The sequence below is a fragment of the Streptomyces sparsogenes genome, from assembly GCF_001704635.1.
Classification (GTDB): domain Bacteria; phylum Actinomycetota; class Actinomycetes; order Streptomycetales; family Streptomycetaceae; genus Streptomyces; species Streptomyces sparsogenes.
This window is the reverse complement of record NZ_MAXF01000077.1, coordinates 1-16619: the sequence shown is the minus strand read 5'-3', so window position 1 is coordinate 16619 and position 16619 is coordinate 1. Positions and strand designations below refer to the sequence as shown.

Here is a 16619-nt window from a genome sequence, read left to right as displayed (position 1 = left end):
GCCACCGGCGCGATCCCCAGCACGGGCAGCGTGTCGGGCACCGGTGACATCACCGCGGGCAGCGCCTGCACCAACTTCACCAACTCCGCCGCGGCGATCCAGAGCAACGACTGCGACGTTCGCACCGGCCCCATCGCCACCACGGGCAACGTGGGCCCGACCGGTGACATCAACATCGGCCGCCCCTGCACCAACATCGCTCTCGCCGAGAACGCGAAGAACGAGAACAAGAACGAGAACCACGGCAAGAAGAGCAACAAGAAGTCGCAGCGCGGCTACGGCTACTGATGGGGCAGGTGCCGTGTGCCCGCCCGAGCGGGATCACGGCACCACCTCCCCGGCCGATGACCTCCCCGGTCGATGAGCGCGGCCCCCGGCAGAGTTCTCTGTCGGGGGCCGCGCTCACGCGAGGCCGCTCCCCAGGCCCGCTCCCGAGGCCGAGCCGCGTCAGCAGCCGGGGAGGCCGGGAACGCAGTTGTCCGGAATGTTGCCGGAGACGGTGGTCCCGGTCAGTGTCACCGTGCCGCCGGCCACGAAAATGCCACCGCCCTGGCCGCCGCCTGCCGTGTTGCCGGTCACCTGGTCGCCGATGAGCTGAGCGGTTCCCGAGGCGTTGTACAGGCCCCCGCCGTTCCCCCCGGCGGTGTTGTTGGTCAGGGCTACGGACTGCATCAGCAGCTGGCTTCCGAAGTTGGCGATACCACCTCCATGACTTCCTGAGCTATTACCGTCGATGATCACCGAATTCATGGTGAAATCGCCGCCGTTCGTCGTGATCGCACCGCCCTCGAAGTTGATGGCACGATTGCCCCGCAGTTCCACCGACGTGAGCGTCACGTTTCCGAAGTTGGAGATCCCGCCGCCCGAGCCGTTGGCAGTGTTGTTGGAGATCTGGCTGCCGAGCGCCGTCAGCGAGCCCCCCGTGTTGATGTGCACGCCGCCGCCGTCGCCCCCGGTGTTGCCGTTCACCTGACTGGAGTTGAGCGTCAGGGAGGCGTTGTTCGCGACCTCGATGCCGCCGCCGAGGTTGCTCGCGGTGTTCCCGGTGACCGCGCTCGAGGTCAGCCTCAGCGTTCCCGCGTCGAGGATGCCGCCCCCGTTGAGCCCCGCGGGCCCGGTGGTCGCCGATCCGTTGGAGATCGTGATGCCGTAGAGGTCCAGGGTCCCCCCGGGAGCGACCTCCGCGATGCGGAACGCGGTGCCCGAAGCCCGGGTGATGGTCGTGTCGGACCCGCTGAGGGTCACATTGCCGGTGATCACCGGCAGCCCGTCGGGCCCGTTCGTCCCGGGGGTCACCGCCGGGCCGGTGAGGCTGTAGACACAGTTCGACGCGAGCGTGATCGACCCCGACCCCGCGTTGTTGGCGTCGGTGATGGCGCTGATCAGCGCGCCGACGTCCCCGCAGGCCACATCGGGCTGATTCCCGCCGCCGCCCTCGCCGCCACCACCACCGCCGCCCTCGCCCCCGCCCTCGCCTTCGCCGTGGCGATGGTCGCCGTGGCGGCGGTCGTCCTGGCGGCGGCCGTCCTGGCGGCGGTCGTGTCCGCCGTCATGGGCATGGTGATGGGCAAGCTCGTCGCCGTGGCCGTGCCCGCCGCCGCCCCCGCCGCCATGCCCCCCGGCCGCGGCCGACGCGGGGACCCCCCACACCGACGCCGCCACCATCATGACCGGGACGAGACCGCGGAGTGTTGTCACGAGTCGCACGAGGTGTCTCCTTACGCCTTGCTGGATTCCGGATGGCTCGAAGCAGCAAGATCAGCCTGAGCGGAGGGGCAGGAGACGGCATCCGCTCGGGCGCAGGTGGGTGACACCATGATCTAAAAACGACGAAAACCGCAGGTCAGCGGTGCACACCTGCGGTTCGCCACGTGGGTCATCAGGGGCTCGAACCCTGAACCAATGGATTAAAAGTCCACTGCTCTGCCAATTGAGCTAATGACCCGCACCCCCGCAGCATAGCTCGGCCGGGGGCGAAGACCCGAGCCAATACCCCAGGAGGTCGAAAGGCCGTGCAACAACCGGGTGTTGCACGGCCCCTCATCAGGCCGATCGGCAGGCCTCTCCGTCAGCCTCTAGCCGACGGATCGGCGGCCGTCAGCCGTTGCGCTTCCAGCGCGGCTTGTCGGCGCGGCGGTCGAAGGACCGGTCGTGGGACCGGTCGTGCGAGCGGTCGTAGGAGCGCTCGTAGGACCGGCCGCCGGAGTTGCCGGGCCGGTGGTCGTCGCGGCGGCCCGGACGGTCGTCACGGCGGTCGCGGCCGAACGGACGGTCACCGCCCCGGTGGTTGTGGTCGCGGCGCTCGAACGGGCGGCCAGGACGGTCGTCACGGCGGTCGTCACGGCGGAAGCCACCACGGTCGTCACGACGCTCGAAGGAACGGCCACCGCGGTCGTCACGACGCTCGGACGAGCGGCCCGGACGGTCGTCACGGCGGAAGCCGCCACGGTCCCGGTCCTCACGCCGCTCACGGCGCTCGAAGCCGCCCCGGTCGTCCCGGCGGTCGTACGAGCGGCCACCCCGGTCGTCGCGCCGGTCGTCACGGCGGAAGCCACCACGGTCGTCACGACGCTCGAAGGAACGGCCGCCCCGGTCGTCACGGCGGTCGTACGAGCCGCGCGGGCGGTCCTCGCGGCGGTCGTCACGCCGGTCGTCACGCCGGAAGCCGCCACGGTCCCGGTCCTCACGGCGCTCCCGCCGCTCGAAGTTGCCCCGGTCGTCCCGGCGCTCGTACGAAGCGCGGCGCGGCGCCTCGTCGGCCTCCGCCGCGGCGACGGGAGCCGCGGGGGCGTCGGCCTCGGCCACCACGGGTTCGGCCGAGCGCTGCGCGGGCACCACGACGTCCGCGGAGCCGTCGGCCGGGGCCTCCGGCGCCGGGGCGCCCGCCTCGGCCTCCACGGCGGCGGTCGGCTGCGCCGGCGCCACCTGCTCGCCACGCTCCCGCGCCGCACGCGCGGTCAGCCGGTCGGCCTCCTCGCGCAGCTCCGTCGCCCGCCGCTGCGCCTTCTCCAGCTCGCGGGTGAGCTCCTGCACATCGCGCTCGGCCTGCTTGGCGGCGTTCGCCACCGACTCGGCCTGCACCTCGGTGAGCGAGCGGGCGCCCGTGATGCGCGCCACGTCCTCGTCGAAGACGCCGGCGCCGCCGACGATGTGGCGCGAGGCGTCGACGCCCGCGTCCTCCATCAGCCGGAAGATCTGCCGGCGCTGGTGCGGCAGCGCCAGCGAGACGACGGTGCCGCTCTGCCCCGCCCGGGCCGTACGGCCGGACCGGTGCAGATAGTCCTTGTGGTCCCCGGCCGGGTCCACGTTCAGGACGAGGTCGATGCCGTCGACGTGGATGCCGCGCGCGGCGACGTCCGTGGCGACCAGCACGTTCACATAGCCGTCCTTGAAGTCGGCCAGCGTCCGGGTCCTGGCGCCCTGCGTCATGCCGCCGTGCAGCGCCTCGGCCCGCACCCCGGCGTCACGCAGCTGCTCGGCCACGCGGTCGGCGCCGAGCTGGGTCCGTACGAAGATGATCGTGCGGCCCTTGCGGGCGGCGATGGCGGCGGTGACCGGCGCCTTGTCCTTCGGCTTCACCACGAGCACGTGGTGGGTCATGGTCGAGACCGCGCCCGCGGAGGGGTCCACCTCGTGGGTGATCGGGTCGACCAGGTAGCGCTTGACGAGGGTGTCGATCTCGTTCTCGAGGGTCGCGGAGAAGAGCAGCCGCTGGCCGCCCTGCGGCACCAGGTCGAGAATCTCGGTGACCTCGGGCAGGAAGCCCATGTCGGCCATCTGGTCGGCCTCGTCCAGGACCGTGATCTGCACCTTGTCCAGCGACGCGGCGCCGCGGTCGATGATGTCGCGCAGCCGGCCCGGGGTGGCGACGAGGATGTCTACCCCGCGCTCCAGCGCGTAGATCTGATTGCCCATCGAGGTGCCGCCGCAGACCACCTTGAGCTTGAGGCCCAGGACGTCGCCGTACGGCTGCAGCGCGTCGCTCACCTGCATGGCGAGCTCACGGGTGGGGGTGAGGATGAGGCCGCGGGGGCGCTTCTTCTCGGTGTGGCCGCCGGCCAGCGTGGTCAGCAGCGGGAGCCCGAAGGACAGGGTCTTGCCGGAGCCGGTGCGGCCACGGCCGAGGATGTCGCTGCCGGCCAGGGCGTCCGGGATGGTCGCGGCCTGGATCGGGAAGGGCGTGGTGACGCCGTTCTGCGCCAGCTTGCGGACGATCTGCTCGGGCAGGCCGAGGTCGGCGAAGGTGAGCTGCGGCTGCTCGGCGGGGGCCTGCTCGGCGGGGGTCTGCTCGGCAGAGGTCTGGGGCTCGGTCTGGGCGGGTTCGTCGGTCTGGGTGCGCTCGGCCTGCTCGGTCAGCTCGGTCTGCTCGTCGGCGGCGGGCATGACGGCGTGGTCAGTGGCAACGGACATGCGAAATGCGAAACCTTCCGGAGTTTCGGCACGCGCCCAAGCTCCGTGTGATGTCGCAAAAAACCGCCTCAGTGCGGTCAGCCACGGGAAGGTAAGGAACGCGCCACGCGGCGCTCTTCGGTTTGGCGCCGGGCAAATGGGATCAAACGATCTACCACCATACGCACTTCCACCCCCCAAGAGCAAATCCGCCACGCGGCCCGTGCCGGTCGGGCGCCCGGCGGGCCGGCGTCAGTCGTCCTCCTCCTCGTCGGGCGCCGGGGAAGCGGGCGGGGAGTCCGGCGCGGAGGTGGTCGGCCGCGGCGGCTCCTGGGTGCCCGGCGCCGGGTCCGAGGGGGCCGCGGTGGAGGGCCCGCCCTGGGACGGCGACGAGGGCGCGGACGGCACCGGCCGGTGCGGGCCCTGCCCGCCCTTCGGGGGCTTGGCCGGGGAGGGCTCGGCTTCGCCCGGCGCGGAGGCCGAGGCCGACCCCTTCGCCTCCTTGTCCCCCTTCTCGCCCTTCTTCCCCTTCTTGTCCTTCGCCCGCTTCCCGTCCTTGCCGTCCTTCCCGTCCCTGCCGTTCTTGCCGTCGTCCCCCTGATCGCCGTCCGGGTACGTACGCGCCCTGGCGTCCGCGTTCGCCACGCCTCCGGGCTCCGCCGCCCCGTCCCGGTGCGGGGCGGTGTGGCGCGACCCCGGTCGCTTCGGACCCTCGGAGACGCTCGTGCAGCCCGCCAGGGCCACGGCCGCGGCGAGGAGGGCCGCCACCGCGCAGGGCCCCCGCAGGACGCGGGTCGCCCGGGCGACCCTGGGCGCCCGGGAGGCCCGGGAGACCCGGGAGGCCCCGGGGCGGCGGGCGGGGCGGACGGAGCGGGGAGCGGGCGATCCGGGCATGCGGGCAGGCCTCCAGGGCGCGGGGGTACGGACGCCCTGCCCAACTGAACCCGCCCCGCCCAGGACACGCCCGGGCCCAGAGACGCGCGCCGCGTGATAAACGCCGCCCGGAACGGCCGCCGGGAGGCCGCAGGCCGCAGCCGTTTCAGTCGTAGCTACCCGCTGCCGCCGGCCGCGGCCGTATCAGCCGTAGCCGAGCGCGGCCGCCGGCCGTATCAGCCGTAGCCGAGCGCGTGCAGCCGTTCGTCGTCGATCCCGAAGTGGTGCGCGATCTCGTGCACCACGGTGACCTCCGTCTCCTCGACCACGTCCTCGCGCGTCTCGCACATCCGCAGCGTCGGCCCGCGATAGACGGTGATCCGGTCCGGCAGCACGCCCGCGTACCACTCGCCCCGGTCGGTCAGCGGCGTCCCCTCGTAGAGCCCGAGCAGCTGCGGACCGTCCGCCGGCGGCTCGTCCTCCACGAACACCGCGACGTTGTCCATCAGCCGCGTCAGCTCCGGCGGGATCCGGTCCAGGGCCTCGGCGACCAGTTCCTCGAACTCCTCGCGCGTCATCTCCAGCACGTGGCCATTGTCCGGCAGCGGGCCCCGGAAGGGGACGACCGTGGCGCAGATCCGTACCGGCCGGGGATCGGGGACGACCGTGGCGCGGATCCGTACCGGCCGGGCCCCGGCATGCGGCAGCGCCGCGCATCGCGGGCGTCGGCGACCCGCAGTGCACCCCGGACCACTCGGTCGCCGCCGGGGGGCGACCCCGCCTAACGCCGCGCCGGCCGCCAACTCGCCGCCGGGATCCGCGCCCAGAGGACGGCCAGTCGACCTCGCCCTCGACCTCGCCTGCCACCCGGTCGCCGCCGAGCCGACGGCCGTCGGCGTCTACCTGGACCGCGACACGCACCGGCCGCAGGCCTGGAACGAAAACGGCCTCGGCGGACTCGGCGCCGCGAAAGCCGAGGTCAGCCGCCCCCTCCCGGCCGAGAACAGCCCACGGGCGCGCCCGGCGCCCGGCCCTTCCAAAACCGTTTTGGCGAACCTCCCCGGCATCCCATATGCTTCTCACGTCCCCGACGGCGCCGGAAGGCGCTCCAGGTGGGCCATCAGCCCTCATCGTCTAGTGGCCCAGGACGCCGCCCTTTCAAGGCGGTAGCACGGGTTCGAATCCCGTTGGGGGCACGCAACACCATGTGCGAGACTGGTTCTCGCACGAGCTAGGTCCTGTGGAGCAGTTTGGAGTGCTCGCCACCCTGTCAAGGTGGAGGCCGCGGGTTCAAATCCCGTCAGGACCGCTGCGGCTGGGTAGCTCAGTTGGTACGAGCGTCCGCCTGAAAAGCGGAAGGTCGCCGGTTCGACCCCGGCCCCAGCCACCGCAGCCCTCACCAGGGCGAAGCCCCCTCCAGGGTCACCCGGAGGGGGCTTCTTCGTTGCCTGTACCGTCCGGCCGTGTGGGAGCGCCTGCTCACCCGGGCCGGCTTCGCCACGGCCAAGGCGCAGATCCTCGACGCACCGCAGCCTGGGCATATCGGAACGCTCCTGGTCCGCGCCGTGACCCCATGACGATGTTCCCGAGCTTGAGAGCGTGAAGCGGTACGAGGCGCTTACTACTCCTCGGCTGACGCCAGCCGTGACGCCAATGGCTCGCCGGTCAGGGTCCGCTCGGCCCGCTGCCCGGTCCCGTCGCGGGGGCCGTGGGTTGGGCGGTGCCGCAGTAGCGGCACTTGGAGGCGGCTTCCGGGAGGTCGGCGGCCAGGCAGGCGGGGCAGGTCTTGACGGGGGTCGGCTCGCCGAAGACGGTCATGCCGCGGCGGGACTGGATGGCCTTGTAGGGCAGGACGATCAGGAAGTAGACCACCGCCATGAAGATGACGAAGTAGATCAGGGCGGAGATGAAGGCGCCGATGTTGAGGTAGGTGGCCTTGTTCCCGGACTGGCCGAGCTGCCAGCCGAGGCCGGCGGAGCTGCCGCCCTGGGCGCGGGCGATGATCGGGTTGATGACGTTGTCGGTGAACGCCACGATCAGGGTGGAGAACGCCAGGGCGATGATCAGCCCCACCGCGGCGACGATGACGTCACCGCGCATCAGGAAGTTCTTGAAGCCCTTGAGCATGTCCTCAGGACAATCGATCCCGGGCCGGCCGACAACCGGGACTGCTCCGAGTGGCGGAGTGGCGGAGTCGGGGGTCAGCGTTCGGGGCGGCGGAGGGGGGTCTCGCGGCCGCCGGGGTGGCGGTGGCGCCAGGTCCAGAAGACGGCGCAGCCCAGCAGGGCCCAGGCGGCCAGCACGAGGAAGGGGAAGGCGTGCTGGTGGCCGCGGAAGTAGACGGCGGTGTGCTGGGCGTTGACCGAGCCGCCCGGGGGGAGCCAGCGGCCGATGTGGCCGAGGAGGGAGGGCAGCAGGGGCCAGGAGACCGCGCCGCCCGAGGAGGGGTTGCCGAGGAGCACCATCAGGCCCCAGGTGGGGATGAGCGCCCATCGTCCGAAGAGGACGTTGAACATGGAGAAGACCATGCCTGAGGTGAACATGGTCAGGGCCAGGATCATCCAGGACTCCAGGAAGGGCAGGTCGAGCGCGCCGAGCCCCCAGTCCACGGTCGCCGCGATCGTGAAGCCGCCGAGCAGCGCGTAGGCGACGGTGAAGGCGATCCGCTCCCCCGGCTCCAGGGCGCGGGCGTGGACGCTGAGCTGGATGGCGCCGATGAAGCCGATGACCACGGCGGCGAGCGAGATGTAGAAGATCGCGAGCCCGCGGGGGTCGCCCGGCTGGAGTGGGTTCACGTCCCTGACGAGGACCGGCACCCCGAGTGCCCGGCCCACCTTCGGCGCGGCCTCGGTCAGCACCTGGGCCACCGAGGCCCCCGACGCACCGGAGACGTCCAGCGCGACCCCGCGTCCGCGCGCCCGCAGCACCGCGAAGACGGTCTGCTCCTCGACGGCCTCCCGGGCGCGCGGGTAGGTGGGGTAGAGATGCAGCCGGAGCGAGGTGTGCAGGGCCTTCTCCATGCCGTCGACGAAGGCCTTCTCGGTAGGGGTGCCGTGGTCGGGGAGCACGACGGCGGTGGGGATGCGGTGCGGGGTGGGGTTGGCGAAGGCGTAGGTGTACGAGCCGGCGAAGAGCCCCGCGCCCGCCGAGATGATCAGCACGACGACGGTGGCGGAGAAGAACGGGGAGTGTCTGAAAGCCGACCACCACGACGGCCGGCCCCGTCGGCCCCGTCGGCCCCGTCGGTCCTGTTGGTCCTGTTGGTCCTGTTGGTCCTGTTGGTCCTGTCGCTCGCCCTCGGACCGTTCGGCCCCGCCACTCCCACCGTCGGCCCGTTCGGCCCCACCGCCCTCCGACCGCTCGCCCCCGCCCTCGGCCCTGTCGTCGCTCGCCTCATTGCCCATGAGGTCACGCTAGAACGGACAACTCGGATATACCTCCCGGCGTGCTCTGGACAACACCGGACAGAAATCGTTCGCCAGTCGTTTTCGGGAGGTGAGATCCTGGAGCCCGTATGTCCACATCGCCTGCCCCCGCCCTGACCGCCCTGCTGGAGCGGCTGCCCGAGCTGATGCTGCGCGACCAGCAGCGGCTGGGCCGCCGGCTCGACGGCGCGCGCCGGATCCGCAAGCCCGAGGCCCGCGCGGCCGTGCTGGGCGAAATCGCCGACGAGATAGAGCGGGCCGAGCTGCGGGTCGAGGGCCGCCGCGCCGCCGTGCCCGCCGTCACCTACCCCGAAGAGCTGCCGGTCAGCCAGAAGAAGGACGACATCCTCGCGGCGGTCCGCGACCACCAGGTCGTGATCGTCGCGGGCGAGACCGGCTCCGGCAAGACCACCCAGATCCCCAAGATCTGCCTGGAGCTGGGGCGCGGCGTCAAGGGCCTGATCGGCCATACCCAGCCGCGCCGCATCGCGGCCCGTACGGTCGCCGAGCGCATCGCCGAGGAGCTGCGGTCGCCGCTGGGCGAGTCGGTCGGCTGGAAGGTCCGCTTCACCGATCAGGTGAGCCCGGACACCCACGTCAAGCTGATGACGGACGGCATCCTGCTGGCCGAGATCCAGACCGACCGCGAGCTGCGCCAGTACGACACGATCATCATCGACGAGGCCCATGAGCGCAGCCTCAACATCGACTTCCTGCTCGGCTACCTGGCCCAGCTGCTGCCCCGCCGCCCCGACCTCAAGGTCGTGATCACTTCCGCGACCATCGACCCCGAGCGCTTCTCCCGCCATTTCGGCGACGCGCCGATCGTCGAGGTCAGCGGGCGTACGTACCCGGTCGAGGTGCGCTACCGCCCGCTGCTGGAGGAGGGCGGCGAGGACAGCGACCGGGACCAGATCACCGCCATCTGCGACGCCGTGGACGAGCTTCAGGCGGAGGGCCCGGGCGACATCCTGGTCTTCCTCTCCGGGGAGCGGGAGATCCGGGACACCGCCGACGCGCTGAACAAGAAGCAGCTCCGGGCGACCGAGGTGCTGCCGCTGTACGCGCGGCTGTCGCACGCCGAGCAGCACCGGGTCTTCCAGCGCCACACCGGGCGCCGGATCGTGCTGGCGACGAACGTGGCGGAGACCTCGCTCACCGTCCCCGGCATCCGGTACGTGATCGACCCGGGCACCGCCCGGATCTCCCGCTACAGCCACCGCACCAAGGTGCAGCGGCTGCCCATCGAGCCGGTCTCCCAGGCCAGCGCCAACCAGCGCAAGGGCCGCTGCGGCCGCACCAGCGACGGCATCTGCATCCGGCTGTACTCCGAGGACGACTTCCTGACCCGCCCGGAGTTCACCGACGCCGAGATCCTGCGGACCAACCTGGCCTCCGTCATTCTCCAGATGACCGCCGCCGGGCTCGGGGACATCGAGAAGTTCCCGTTCATCGACCCGCCGGACCGGCGCAACATCAAGGACGGCGTGCAGCTGCTGGAGGAGCTGCACGCGCTGGACGGCGCCCAGAAGGACCCGCGCAAGCGGCTCACCCCGGTCGGGCGCAAGCTGGCCCAGCTGCCCGTGGACCCCCGGCTGGCGCGGATGGTCCTGGAGGCCGACCGCAACGGCTGCGTCCGCGAGGTGATGGTGATCGCGGCCGCGCTGTCCATCCAGGACCCGCGCGAGCGGCCCTCCGACAAGCAGCAGCAGGCCGACCAGCAGCACGCGCGCTTCAAGGACGAGGGAAGCGACTTCCTGGCCTTCCTCAACTTGTGGAAGTACATCAGGGAGCGGCAGAAGGAGCTGTCCTCCTCCGCGTTCCGCCGGATGTGCCGCCAGGAGTTCCTGAACTACCTGCGCATACGCGAATGGCAGGACATCTACAGCCAGCTCCGCGCGGTCGCGAAGACCATGGGCATCCAGATGTCCGACCAGGACGCGTCCCCGGACCGCATCCACACCTCGCTGCTGGCGGGGCTGCTGTCGCACGTCGGCCTGAAGGACACCGACAAGAACGAGTATCTGGGCGCGCGCAGTGCCAAGTTCGCCGTCTTCCCCGGCTCGGCGCTCTTCAAGAAGCCGCCGCGCTGGATCATGTCGGCCGAGCTGGTGGAGACCTCGCGGCTGTGGGCGCGGGTCAACGCGAAGATCGAGCCGGAGTGGATCGAGCCGCTCGCCGAGCACCTGGTCAAGCGCACCTACAGCGAGCCGCACTGGGAGCAGAAGCAGGCGGCCGTGATGGCGTACGAGAGGGTCACCCTCTACGGCGTGCCCATCGTCGCCCAGCGGAAGGTCAACTACGGCCGGATCGACCCGGAGACCTGCCGGGACCTGTTCATCCGCAACGCCCTGGTGGAGGGCGACTGGCGCACCCACCACCAGTTCTTCCACGACAACCGCAAACTGCTGGGCGAGGTCGAGGAGCTGGAACACCGCGCCCGGCGGCGCGACATCCTGGTGGACGACGAGACGCTGTTCGATTTCTACGACCAGCGGCTGCCCGAACACATCGTGTCCGGGGCGCACTTCGACTCCTGGTGGAAGCACAAAAGGCGCGAGGAGCCGGAGCTTCTCAACTTCGAGAAGTCGATGCTCATCAACGAGCGTGCGGCCGGCGTCACCAAGGACGCCTATCCGGACTCCTGGCGCCAGGGGAAGCTCAAATTCAAGGTGACGTACCAGTTCGAGCCGGGCACGGACGCGGACGGCGTCACCGTCCACATCCCGCTCCAGGTGCTCAACCAGGTCACCCCCGACGGCTTCGACTGGCAGATCCCGGGGCTGCGCGAGGACTTGGTGACCGAGCTGATCCGGTCGCTGCCCAAGCCCATCCGCCGCAATTACGTTCCGGCGCCGAACTACGCCAAGCGCTTTCTCGACACCGTCGTCCCCCTCCAGGAGCCGCTGACGACCGCGCTCTCCCGCGAACTTCAGCGGATGGCGGGGGTCCGGATCGACCCGGAGGACTGGGACCCGGACAAGGTGCCCGGCCACCTCAAGATCACCTTCCGGGTCGTCGACGAGCGGCGCCGCAAACTCGCCGAGGACAAGGACCTGGAGGCGCTGAAGCAGCGCCTGAAGCCCAAGACCCGGGCCGCCATCTCCAAGGCCTTCGAGACCTCGAAGGAGGGCGGGGGCCTGGAGCAGCGCACCGGGCTCACCCGCTGGACGGTCGGCACCCTCCCGCGCACCTTCGAGACGCGCCGCGCGGGCCAGCCCGTCAAGGCCTACCCGGCGCTGGTGGACGAGGGCGAGTCCGTGGCCGTACGCCTCTTCGACACCGAGGCCGAGCAGCGGGAGGCGATGTGGCGCGGCACCCGCCGGCTGATCCTGCTGGGGCTGCCCGCCAACCCGGCCAAGTTCGCCCAGGACAAGCTGTCCAACCAGGCCAAGCTGGCGCTGTCGCGCAGCCCGCACGGCAGCGTCCAGGCCCTTTTCGAGGACTGCGTGGCCGCCTCCGCCGACCGGCTGATCGCGGGGCGCGGGGGTCCGGCGTGGGACGAGGAGGGCTTCCGCAAGCTCTTCGACGGGGTCCGGGCCGACATCATGGACGCGACGCTGGACACCGTGCGGAAGGTCCAGGAGGTGCTGGCCGCCTGGCAGGCCTGCGAGCGGCGGCTCAAGGCCACCACGAGCCCCGCGCTGCTGGCGTCCCTCGCGGACGTCAAGGAGCAGCTGGCGGAGCTCATCAAGCCCGGTTTCGTGACCGAACACGGGGTGCGCCGGCTGCCGGACCTCATGCGCTATCTGGTGGCCGTCGACCGGCGGCTGCAGCAGCTCCCGACCGGCGCCGAGCGGGACCGGGCGCGGATGGCGAAGGTCAAGGAGATGCGGGACGAGTACGCGTGGCTGCTGGAGCAGTTCCCGGCGGGCCGGCCGGTGCCGCGCGAGGCGCTGGAGATCCGCTGGATGATCGAGGAGTTGCGGGTGAGTTATTTCGCGCACGCCCTCGGCACGGCGTATCCGGTGTCGGACAAACGCATCGTGAAGGCGATCGACGCCCTCGCCCCCTGACGGCCCGACGGCCCTGGACCCGCCCGACGGTCCCGGAAGGCGCCCAGACGGGCTCTGGGGCGCCTTTACGGGCCTCCTGGAGCCCCACCGGGGCCGTAGCCCCACCGGGGCCGTAGGGGGGCCGTACGGGGGTAAGGGCGGGACACGGGGGCCAGGGACGCGGTGCGGCGCCGCGCCGCTCTCCTGGCCGCCGCGGTGGGGCTCGAGCGGGCGCCGGGCGCGAGTTCGACCGCACCCCCTGACCTGCTGTAGAGTCTGGTTCCGCAGCGCACGGAAGAGCGCGGCAACCAAGCAGCTGAGCTGCATGGTCCTGTGGAGCAGTTTGGAGTGCTCGCCACCCTGTCAAGGTGGAGGGGTTCAAATCCCGTCAGGACCGCAGAGAAAAGGCCCGGACCGCACAGAGGTCCGGGCCTTTCGGCGTCTTGACGGCGGCACGTACCAGGGGTACCCAAGCTAGAAGGTGGCTTGGGGCGCGCGCGGGAGGTACGGCTCATGACGACATCCGCGAGGCATGAGACGAGGGCGCTGCTCCGTGCGCATCTGGCGGCCGCCGCGGGCTATCGCCACTTCACCCGCCACTGCCCCATCTGCCATCGGCTGCTGCGGCTCGCCATGGACTCGGCCGCCATGGATTCAGGCGCCATGGACCCGGTCCCCTTGAACCCGGTCCTCATGGACTCGGTTCCGAGGAACCCCGCGGCCATGGATTCAGTGGCCATGGAGCCGGCGAGGGACACGGCGAGGGACGCGGCGGCGGAATCCCCGTCCGCGCGGGCCGATGACGGTCCGGCGGCAACTCGGTAAGCCCTTACCGCAGTTGTGGAGCACGCCACAAGCATTGTGCGGTGTGACGGGAGTCACCGAATGGGCTCAAGGACTAGGGGAACTTACACCCCCCCTACACCCAGTCAATTTAATATGTGCAATTGCACTGCCCATCCAAGCCCCCGGGAGGCTTCCGGAAGGGGTGATTCCGAGGCGACTCGCCCACCCGCCCCCACCCTCCCGCGACGTCCCGCCACGGCGTGCTACCGGTGAGTCACCAAGCCCCGGAGGCGGCCGCGAGCGGCCCCGGTGAGCGGGCACAAAAAGATCGCGCTGGACCCGGCGGAGTCCAGCGCGATCGACGACGCACCCATGTCGAGCGGGCGTGGGGCCTGTTGGGGCAGGCACCAGTCGTTGTGGAGCTAAGTGGAGCCACGTGGGCGGTTTCCTGGCTGGGGGGCCGGAAAACGCCCGGTCATGCGGTTGTTCAGGCCTCGCTGCGCTGCTGCGGGATGCCCGCCAGCAGTGCGCGGACCTCCGCTTCGCGGTAGCGCCGGTGTCCACCGAGCGTGCGGATGGACGTGAGCTTGCCTGCCTTGGCCCACCGCGTGACCGTCTTCGGGTCCACGCGGAACATCGTGGCAACCTCAGCCGGGGTCAGCAGCGGCTCGGCATCAGGGGTGCGAGCGGTCATGAGCGGCCTCCTCGGGAGAACCGAACCATCACGGTTCTTTCCTCTAAATTCTGCACCTTGACCCGCGTTGCCCGAAATGGCGGACGCGGGCCGAGTCGGTTATAGGACGAACGGCTTGTCCTCGGCACTACAACTACACCATCTGTCCAGCCCCGTCGGCCAAACCGATGGAATTGCCCTCTCAGGTGTTCAACCTCGACGGAAGCCGATGGACCATGTCATAGCGGACAGTCACGCGGCCGTGACGATCAGTCACAACAGGACCAGGCTCACCAGACCCCGCCAAGGAGCGCAATACCGATGAATCCGCCCATACTTGGGCGGAAGGAGTCCTTCCCGGACTCCTTGTCCTATTTTGACACGAGGGTGGGGGATTGCCGCAAGGCCCGAACTCAGTGCTTTAGGTCACGATTGAGGCAATGGCCCGGATCGGGACCTACGTCCCGCCCGTCCCCCTTCCGCCCCGCGTCCCGGCCTCAGCTCGCGTTCTGGCGGCGGCGCACCGCGCTCCAGCGCTCGGACAGCCGCTCGTACACCCTCCCCGCCCGCTCCCCGTCCCCCTCGCGCAGCGCGGCGAGCCCCTCCGTCACATCAGCGGCGGAGTGGTCGTCGTCCATCTGGCCCGGGGGCACCGCGTGCACCAGGCCGCCGTAGTCCAGCTCGACCAGCGAACGCGGGTGGAATTCCTCGAGCCATCGACCAACATCTACCAGGCCGTCGATCAGCGGCCCCTCGCCGAGACCATCCTTGAGCACCTTAAGGCCGCGCGCCACTCGGCGCCTGGCCTGGACCATCGGGGTCCGGTAGCGCAGCAGGGGCCCCTCGTCCCCCTTGGCGTACTCGCGCTCGTCGTCCGCGAAGAGCACGAACCACCGCACCGGCACGTGCCAGGTGGCCGATCTGATCCACGGCCGGGCGTCCGGATTGCGCTCCAGCCACCGCTCGTAGTCGGCCGCCGCCTGCCGGCGCACCACCGGGGGCAGCGCGGCGTCCAGCAGGGGCGCAGGAAGGCGCTCGGCGAGCTCCTCCAGGGCCAGCCAGCCGCGCAGCCGGGTGCGCCACGGACAGACGCAGGTGACCCCGTCCACGACCGCCACGAACGCGTCGCTGCTCTCGTGCACGGGCACCGGCACGGGCGGCACCGGCAGCAGGTCCGCCAGGGAGCGGCGCAGCTCGTCCTGGGCGCCCGGGAGGTCGTCGCGCTTGGCGTAACGTGCCCAGTGAGAGCGTTCGGGCTCGGGAAAGGCCGCCAGCGGCTCGTACACCCTCAGGTACGCCGCGTACGGGACAACCACCGAAGACGCCAGGGTCACGCGCGCTCCCTCAAGGCCGAGACGGTCGCCGGGGCCCGCTCGTCCCCGGCTGTCCGCATCGTCCCACGCCCGGCCCCGGCGCTCCGCGCCCGCCGTCGGGACTCGGCGCCCACCGTGCCCTTCCGCGACGGGCCCCAGGGCTTACGCTCTTGCCCACCGGCCCTCCCCACCAGCAAGGAGGGCATCCGACAGCGGCATATGGGAGTCACCACAGTGACCGACGTACGTCATACCGTCAGCGTCGACGGTCCGACGGGCAGCGCAGTATCCGGGTCCTCGTCCCCCCTCACCACGCTCTTCGCCTCCGATCAGGGCGGCCATGAGCAGGTCCTGCTCTGCCAGGACCGGGCGAGCGGCCTGAAGGCCGTCATCGCCATCCACTCGACCGCCCTGGGCCCCGCCCTCGGCGGCACCCGCTTCCACGCCTACGCCTCCGAGACGTGCCCCGAGGACGCGGCCGTCAACGACGCGCTCAACCTCGCCCGCGGCATGTCCTACAAGAACGCGCTGGCCGGGCTCGACCACGGCGGCGGCAAGGCCGTGATCATCGGAGACCCCGAGCAGATCAAGACCGAGGAGCTGCTGCTCGCCTACGGCCGCTTCGTGGCCTCCCTGGGCGGCCGCTACGTCACCGCCTGCGATGTGGGCACCTATGTCGCCGACATGGACGTCGTCGCCCGCGAGTGCCCCTGGACCACCGGCCGCTCCCCCTCCGCGGGCGGTGCGGGTGACTCCTCCGTGCTCACCGCCTACGGCGTCTTCCAGGGCATGCGGGCCAGCGCCCAGGCGTCCTGGGGCGAGCCCACGCTGCGCGGCCGCCGGGTGGGCATCGCGGGCGTCGGGAAGGTCGGCCACCACCTCGTCGAGCACCTGCTGGAGGACGGCGCCGAGGTCGTGGTCACGGACGTGCGGGCCGAGTCCGTGGAGCGGGTCCGCTCCCGCCACCCCCAGGTGACGGCCGTCGCCGACACCGACGCCCTGATCCGCGCCGACCTCGACGTCTACGCCCCCTGCGCGCTCGGCGGGGCGCTCGACGACGCCACCGTGTCCGCACTGACCGCGCGCGTGGTGTGCGGGGCCGCCAACAACCAGCTGGCCCACCCGGGGGTCGAGAAGGACCTCGCCGACCGCGGGCTACGCCCCG

The 16619-nt window shown here is 71.2% G+C and carries 12 protein-coding genes, 5 tRNA genes and 1 pseudogene; 9 read left to right on the top strand and 9 right to left on the bottom strand.

Translation table 11 applies throughout. The features are described 5' to 3' along the window. The first annotated feature begins 30 nt into the window (after window positions 1–30). Window positions 31–288, top strand: coding sequence for a hypothetical protein (locus tag BBH68_RS15155; RefSeq protein WP_065962639.1), 258 nt, complete (start codon window positions 31–33; stop codon window positions 286–288). A gap of 159 nt (window positions 289–447) precedes the next feature. Here BBH68_RS15155 and BBH68_RS15150 read toward each other — a convergent pair whose 3' ends face one another. The 5 genes from BBH68_RS15150 to BBH68_RS15125 all read right to left on the bottom strand — a co-directional run bounded on the left by BBH68_RS15150 (window position 448) and on the right by BBH68_RS15125 (window position 5849). After that, window positions 448–1707 (bottom strand): autotransporter outer membrane beta-barrel domain-containing protein, encoded by a 1260-nt coding sequence (locus tag BBH68_RS15150; RefSeq protein ID WP_245738070.1) that lies wholly within the window; start codon window positions 1705–1707, stop codon window positions 448–450. A 165-nt stretch (window positions 1708–1872) separates the two neighbouring features. After that, a tRNA-Lys gene (locus BBH68_RS15140) sits at window positions 1873–1945 on the bottom strand. A 152-nt stretch (window positions 1946–2097) separates the two neighbouring features. Further along, window positions 2098–4410, bottom strand: coding sequence for a DEAD/DEAH box helicase (locus BBH68_RS15135; RefSeq protein ID WP_065962634.1), 2313 nt, complete (start codon window positions 4408–4410; stop codon window positions 2098–2100). 231 nt (window positions 4411–4641) lie between these two features. Further along, window positions 4642–5283, bottom strand: coding sequence for a hypothetical protein (locus BBH68_RS15130; RefSeq protein WP_065962633.1), 642 nt, complete (start codon window positions 5281–5283; stop codon window positions 4642–4644). A 215-nt stretch (window positions 5284–5498) separates the two neighbouring features. Next, window positions 5499–5849 carry a metallopeptidase family protein gene (locus BBH68_RS15125; protein ID WP_065962632.1) on the bottom strand — a complete coding sequence of 117 codons (351 nt, stop codon included), beginning with the start codon at window positions 5847–5849 and terminating at the stop codon, window positions 5499–5501. Window positions 5850–6385: 536 nt separating this feature from the next. On the opposite strand from BBH68_RS15125, the gene BBH68_RS15120 reads away from it, so the two are divergent. The 4 genes and pseudogenes from BBH68_RS15120 to BBH68_RS43120 form a co-directional block, all read left to right on the top strand. Further along, window positions 6386–6458 (top strand) — tRNA-Glu (locus BBH68_RS15120). Between the two features lie 38 nt (window positions 6459–6496). Beyond that, window positions 6497–6571, top strand: a tRNA-Asp gene (locus tag BBH68_RS15115). Window positions 6572–6575: 4 nt separating this feature from the next. Next, window positions 6576–6649: transfer RNA gene (locus BBH68_RS15110), tRNA-Phe, on the top strand. Window positions 6650–6704: 55 nt separating this feature from the next. Next, a pseudogene (locus tag BBH68_RS43120) lies at window positions 6705–6839 on the top strand (SAM-dependent methyltransferase); the annotation flags it as partial. Between the two features lie 88 nt (window positions 6840–6927). Here the strand turns inward: BBH68_RS43120 and BBH68_RS15105 are convergent. After that, on the bottom strand, window positions 6928–7389 hold the full coding sequence (locus BBH68_RS15105; protein ID WP_065962629.1) for a large conductance mechanosensitive channel protein MscL: 462 nt from the start codon (window positions 7387–7389) through the stop codon (window positions 6928–6930). 74 nt (window positions 7390–7463) lie between these two features. Further along, complete coding sequence (locus BBH68_RS15100) at window positions 7464–8666, bottom strand: ABC-2 transporter permease (protein WP_245738069.1); 1203 nt, start codon at window positions 8664–8666, stop codon at window positions 7464–7466. 110 nt (window positions 8667–8776) lie between these two features. Between BBH68_RS15100 and hrpA the strand changes: the two genes are divergently transcribed. The 3 genes from hrpA (at window position 8777) to BBH68_RS43115 (ending at window position 13507) form a co-directional block, all read left to right on the top strand. Then, window positions 8777–12703, top strand: a complete 3927-nt coding sequence (gene hrpA, locus BBH68_RS15095) for an ATP-dependent RNA helicase HrpA (protein ID WP_065962626.1) — start codon at window positions 8777–8779, stop codon at window positions 12701–12703. 306 nt (window positions 12704–13009) lie between these two features. Further along, window positions 13010–13079 (top strand) — tRNA-Asp (locus BBH68_RS15090). Between the two features lie 116 nt (window positions 13080–13195). Continuing rightward, complete coding sequence (locus BBH68_RS43115; protein WP_065962624.1) at window positions 13196–13507, top strand: DUF6274 family protein; 312 nt, start codon at window positions 13196–13198, stop codon at window positions 13505–13507. Window positions 13508–13955: 448 nt separating this feature from the next. Here BBH68_RS43115 and bldC read toward each other — a convergent pair whose 3' ends face one another. Further along, window positions 13956–14162 carry a developmental transcriptional regulator BldC gene (gene bldC, locus BBH68_RS15080; RefSeq protein ID WP_003949541.1) on the bottom strand — a complete coding sequence of 69 codons (207 nt, stop codon included), beginning with the start codon at window positions 14160–14162 and terminating at the stop codon, window positions 13956–13958. 476 nt (window positions 14163–14638) lie between these two features. Then, entirely contained in the window at window positions 14639–15475 is an 837-nt protein-coding gene (locus BBH68_RS15075) for a DUF8083 family protein (protein WP_065962623.1), read from the bottom strand. A 198-nt stretch (window positions 15476–15673) separates the two neighbouring features. On the opposite strand from BBH68_RS15075, the gene BBH68_RS15070 reads away from it, so the two are divergent. Next, on the top strand, window positions 15674–16619 hold a 946-nt coding region (locus tag BBH68_RS15070), incomplete at its 3' end, for a Glu/Leu/Phe/Val dehydrogenase dimerization domain-containing protein (protein WP_065962783.1).

What these genes read in the sequence shown, in the direction of transcription:
- hrpA (WP_065962626.1), top strand. Translation starts at nt 8,777, where the DNA reads ATGTCCACATCGCCTGCCCCCGCCCTGACCGCCCTGCTGGAGCGGCTG.
- BBH68_RS15100 (WP_245738069.1), bottom strand. Translation starts at nt 8,666, where the DNA reads ATGGGCAATGAGGCGAGCGACGACAGGGCCGAGGGCGGGGGCGAGCGG.
- BBH68_RS15105 (WP_065962629.1), bottom strand. Translation starts at nt 7,389, where the DNA reads ATGCTCAAGGGCTTCAAGAACTTCCTGATGCGCGGTGACGTCATCGTC.
- BBH68_RS43115 (WP_065962624.1), top strand. Translation starts at nt 13,196, where the DNA reads ATGACGACATCCGCGAGGCATGAGACGAGGGCGCTGCTCCGTGCGCAT.
- bldC (WP_003949541.1), bottom strand. Translation starts at nt 14,162, where the DNA reads ATGACCGCTCGCACCCCTGATGCCGAGCCGCTGCTGACCCCGGCTGAG.
- BBH68_RS15135 (WP_065962634.1), bottom strand. Translation starts at nt 4,410, where the DNA reads ATGTCCGTTGCCACTGACCACGCCGTCATGCCCGCCGCCGACGAGCAG.
- BBH68_RS15130 (WP_065962633.1), bottom strand. Translation starts at nt 5,283, where the DNA reads ATGCCCGGATCGCCCGCTCCCCGCTCCGTCCGCCCCGCCCGCCGCCCC.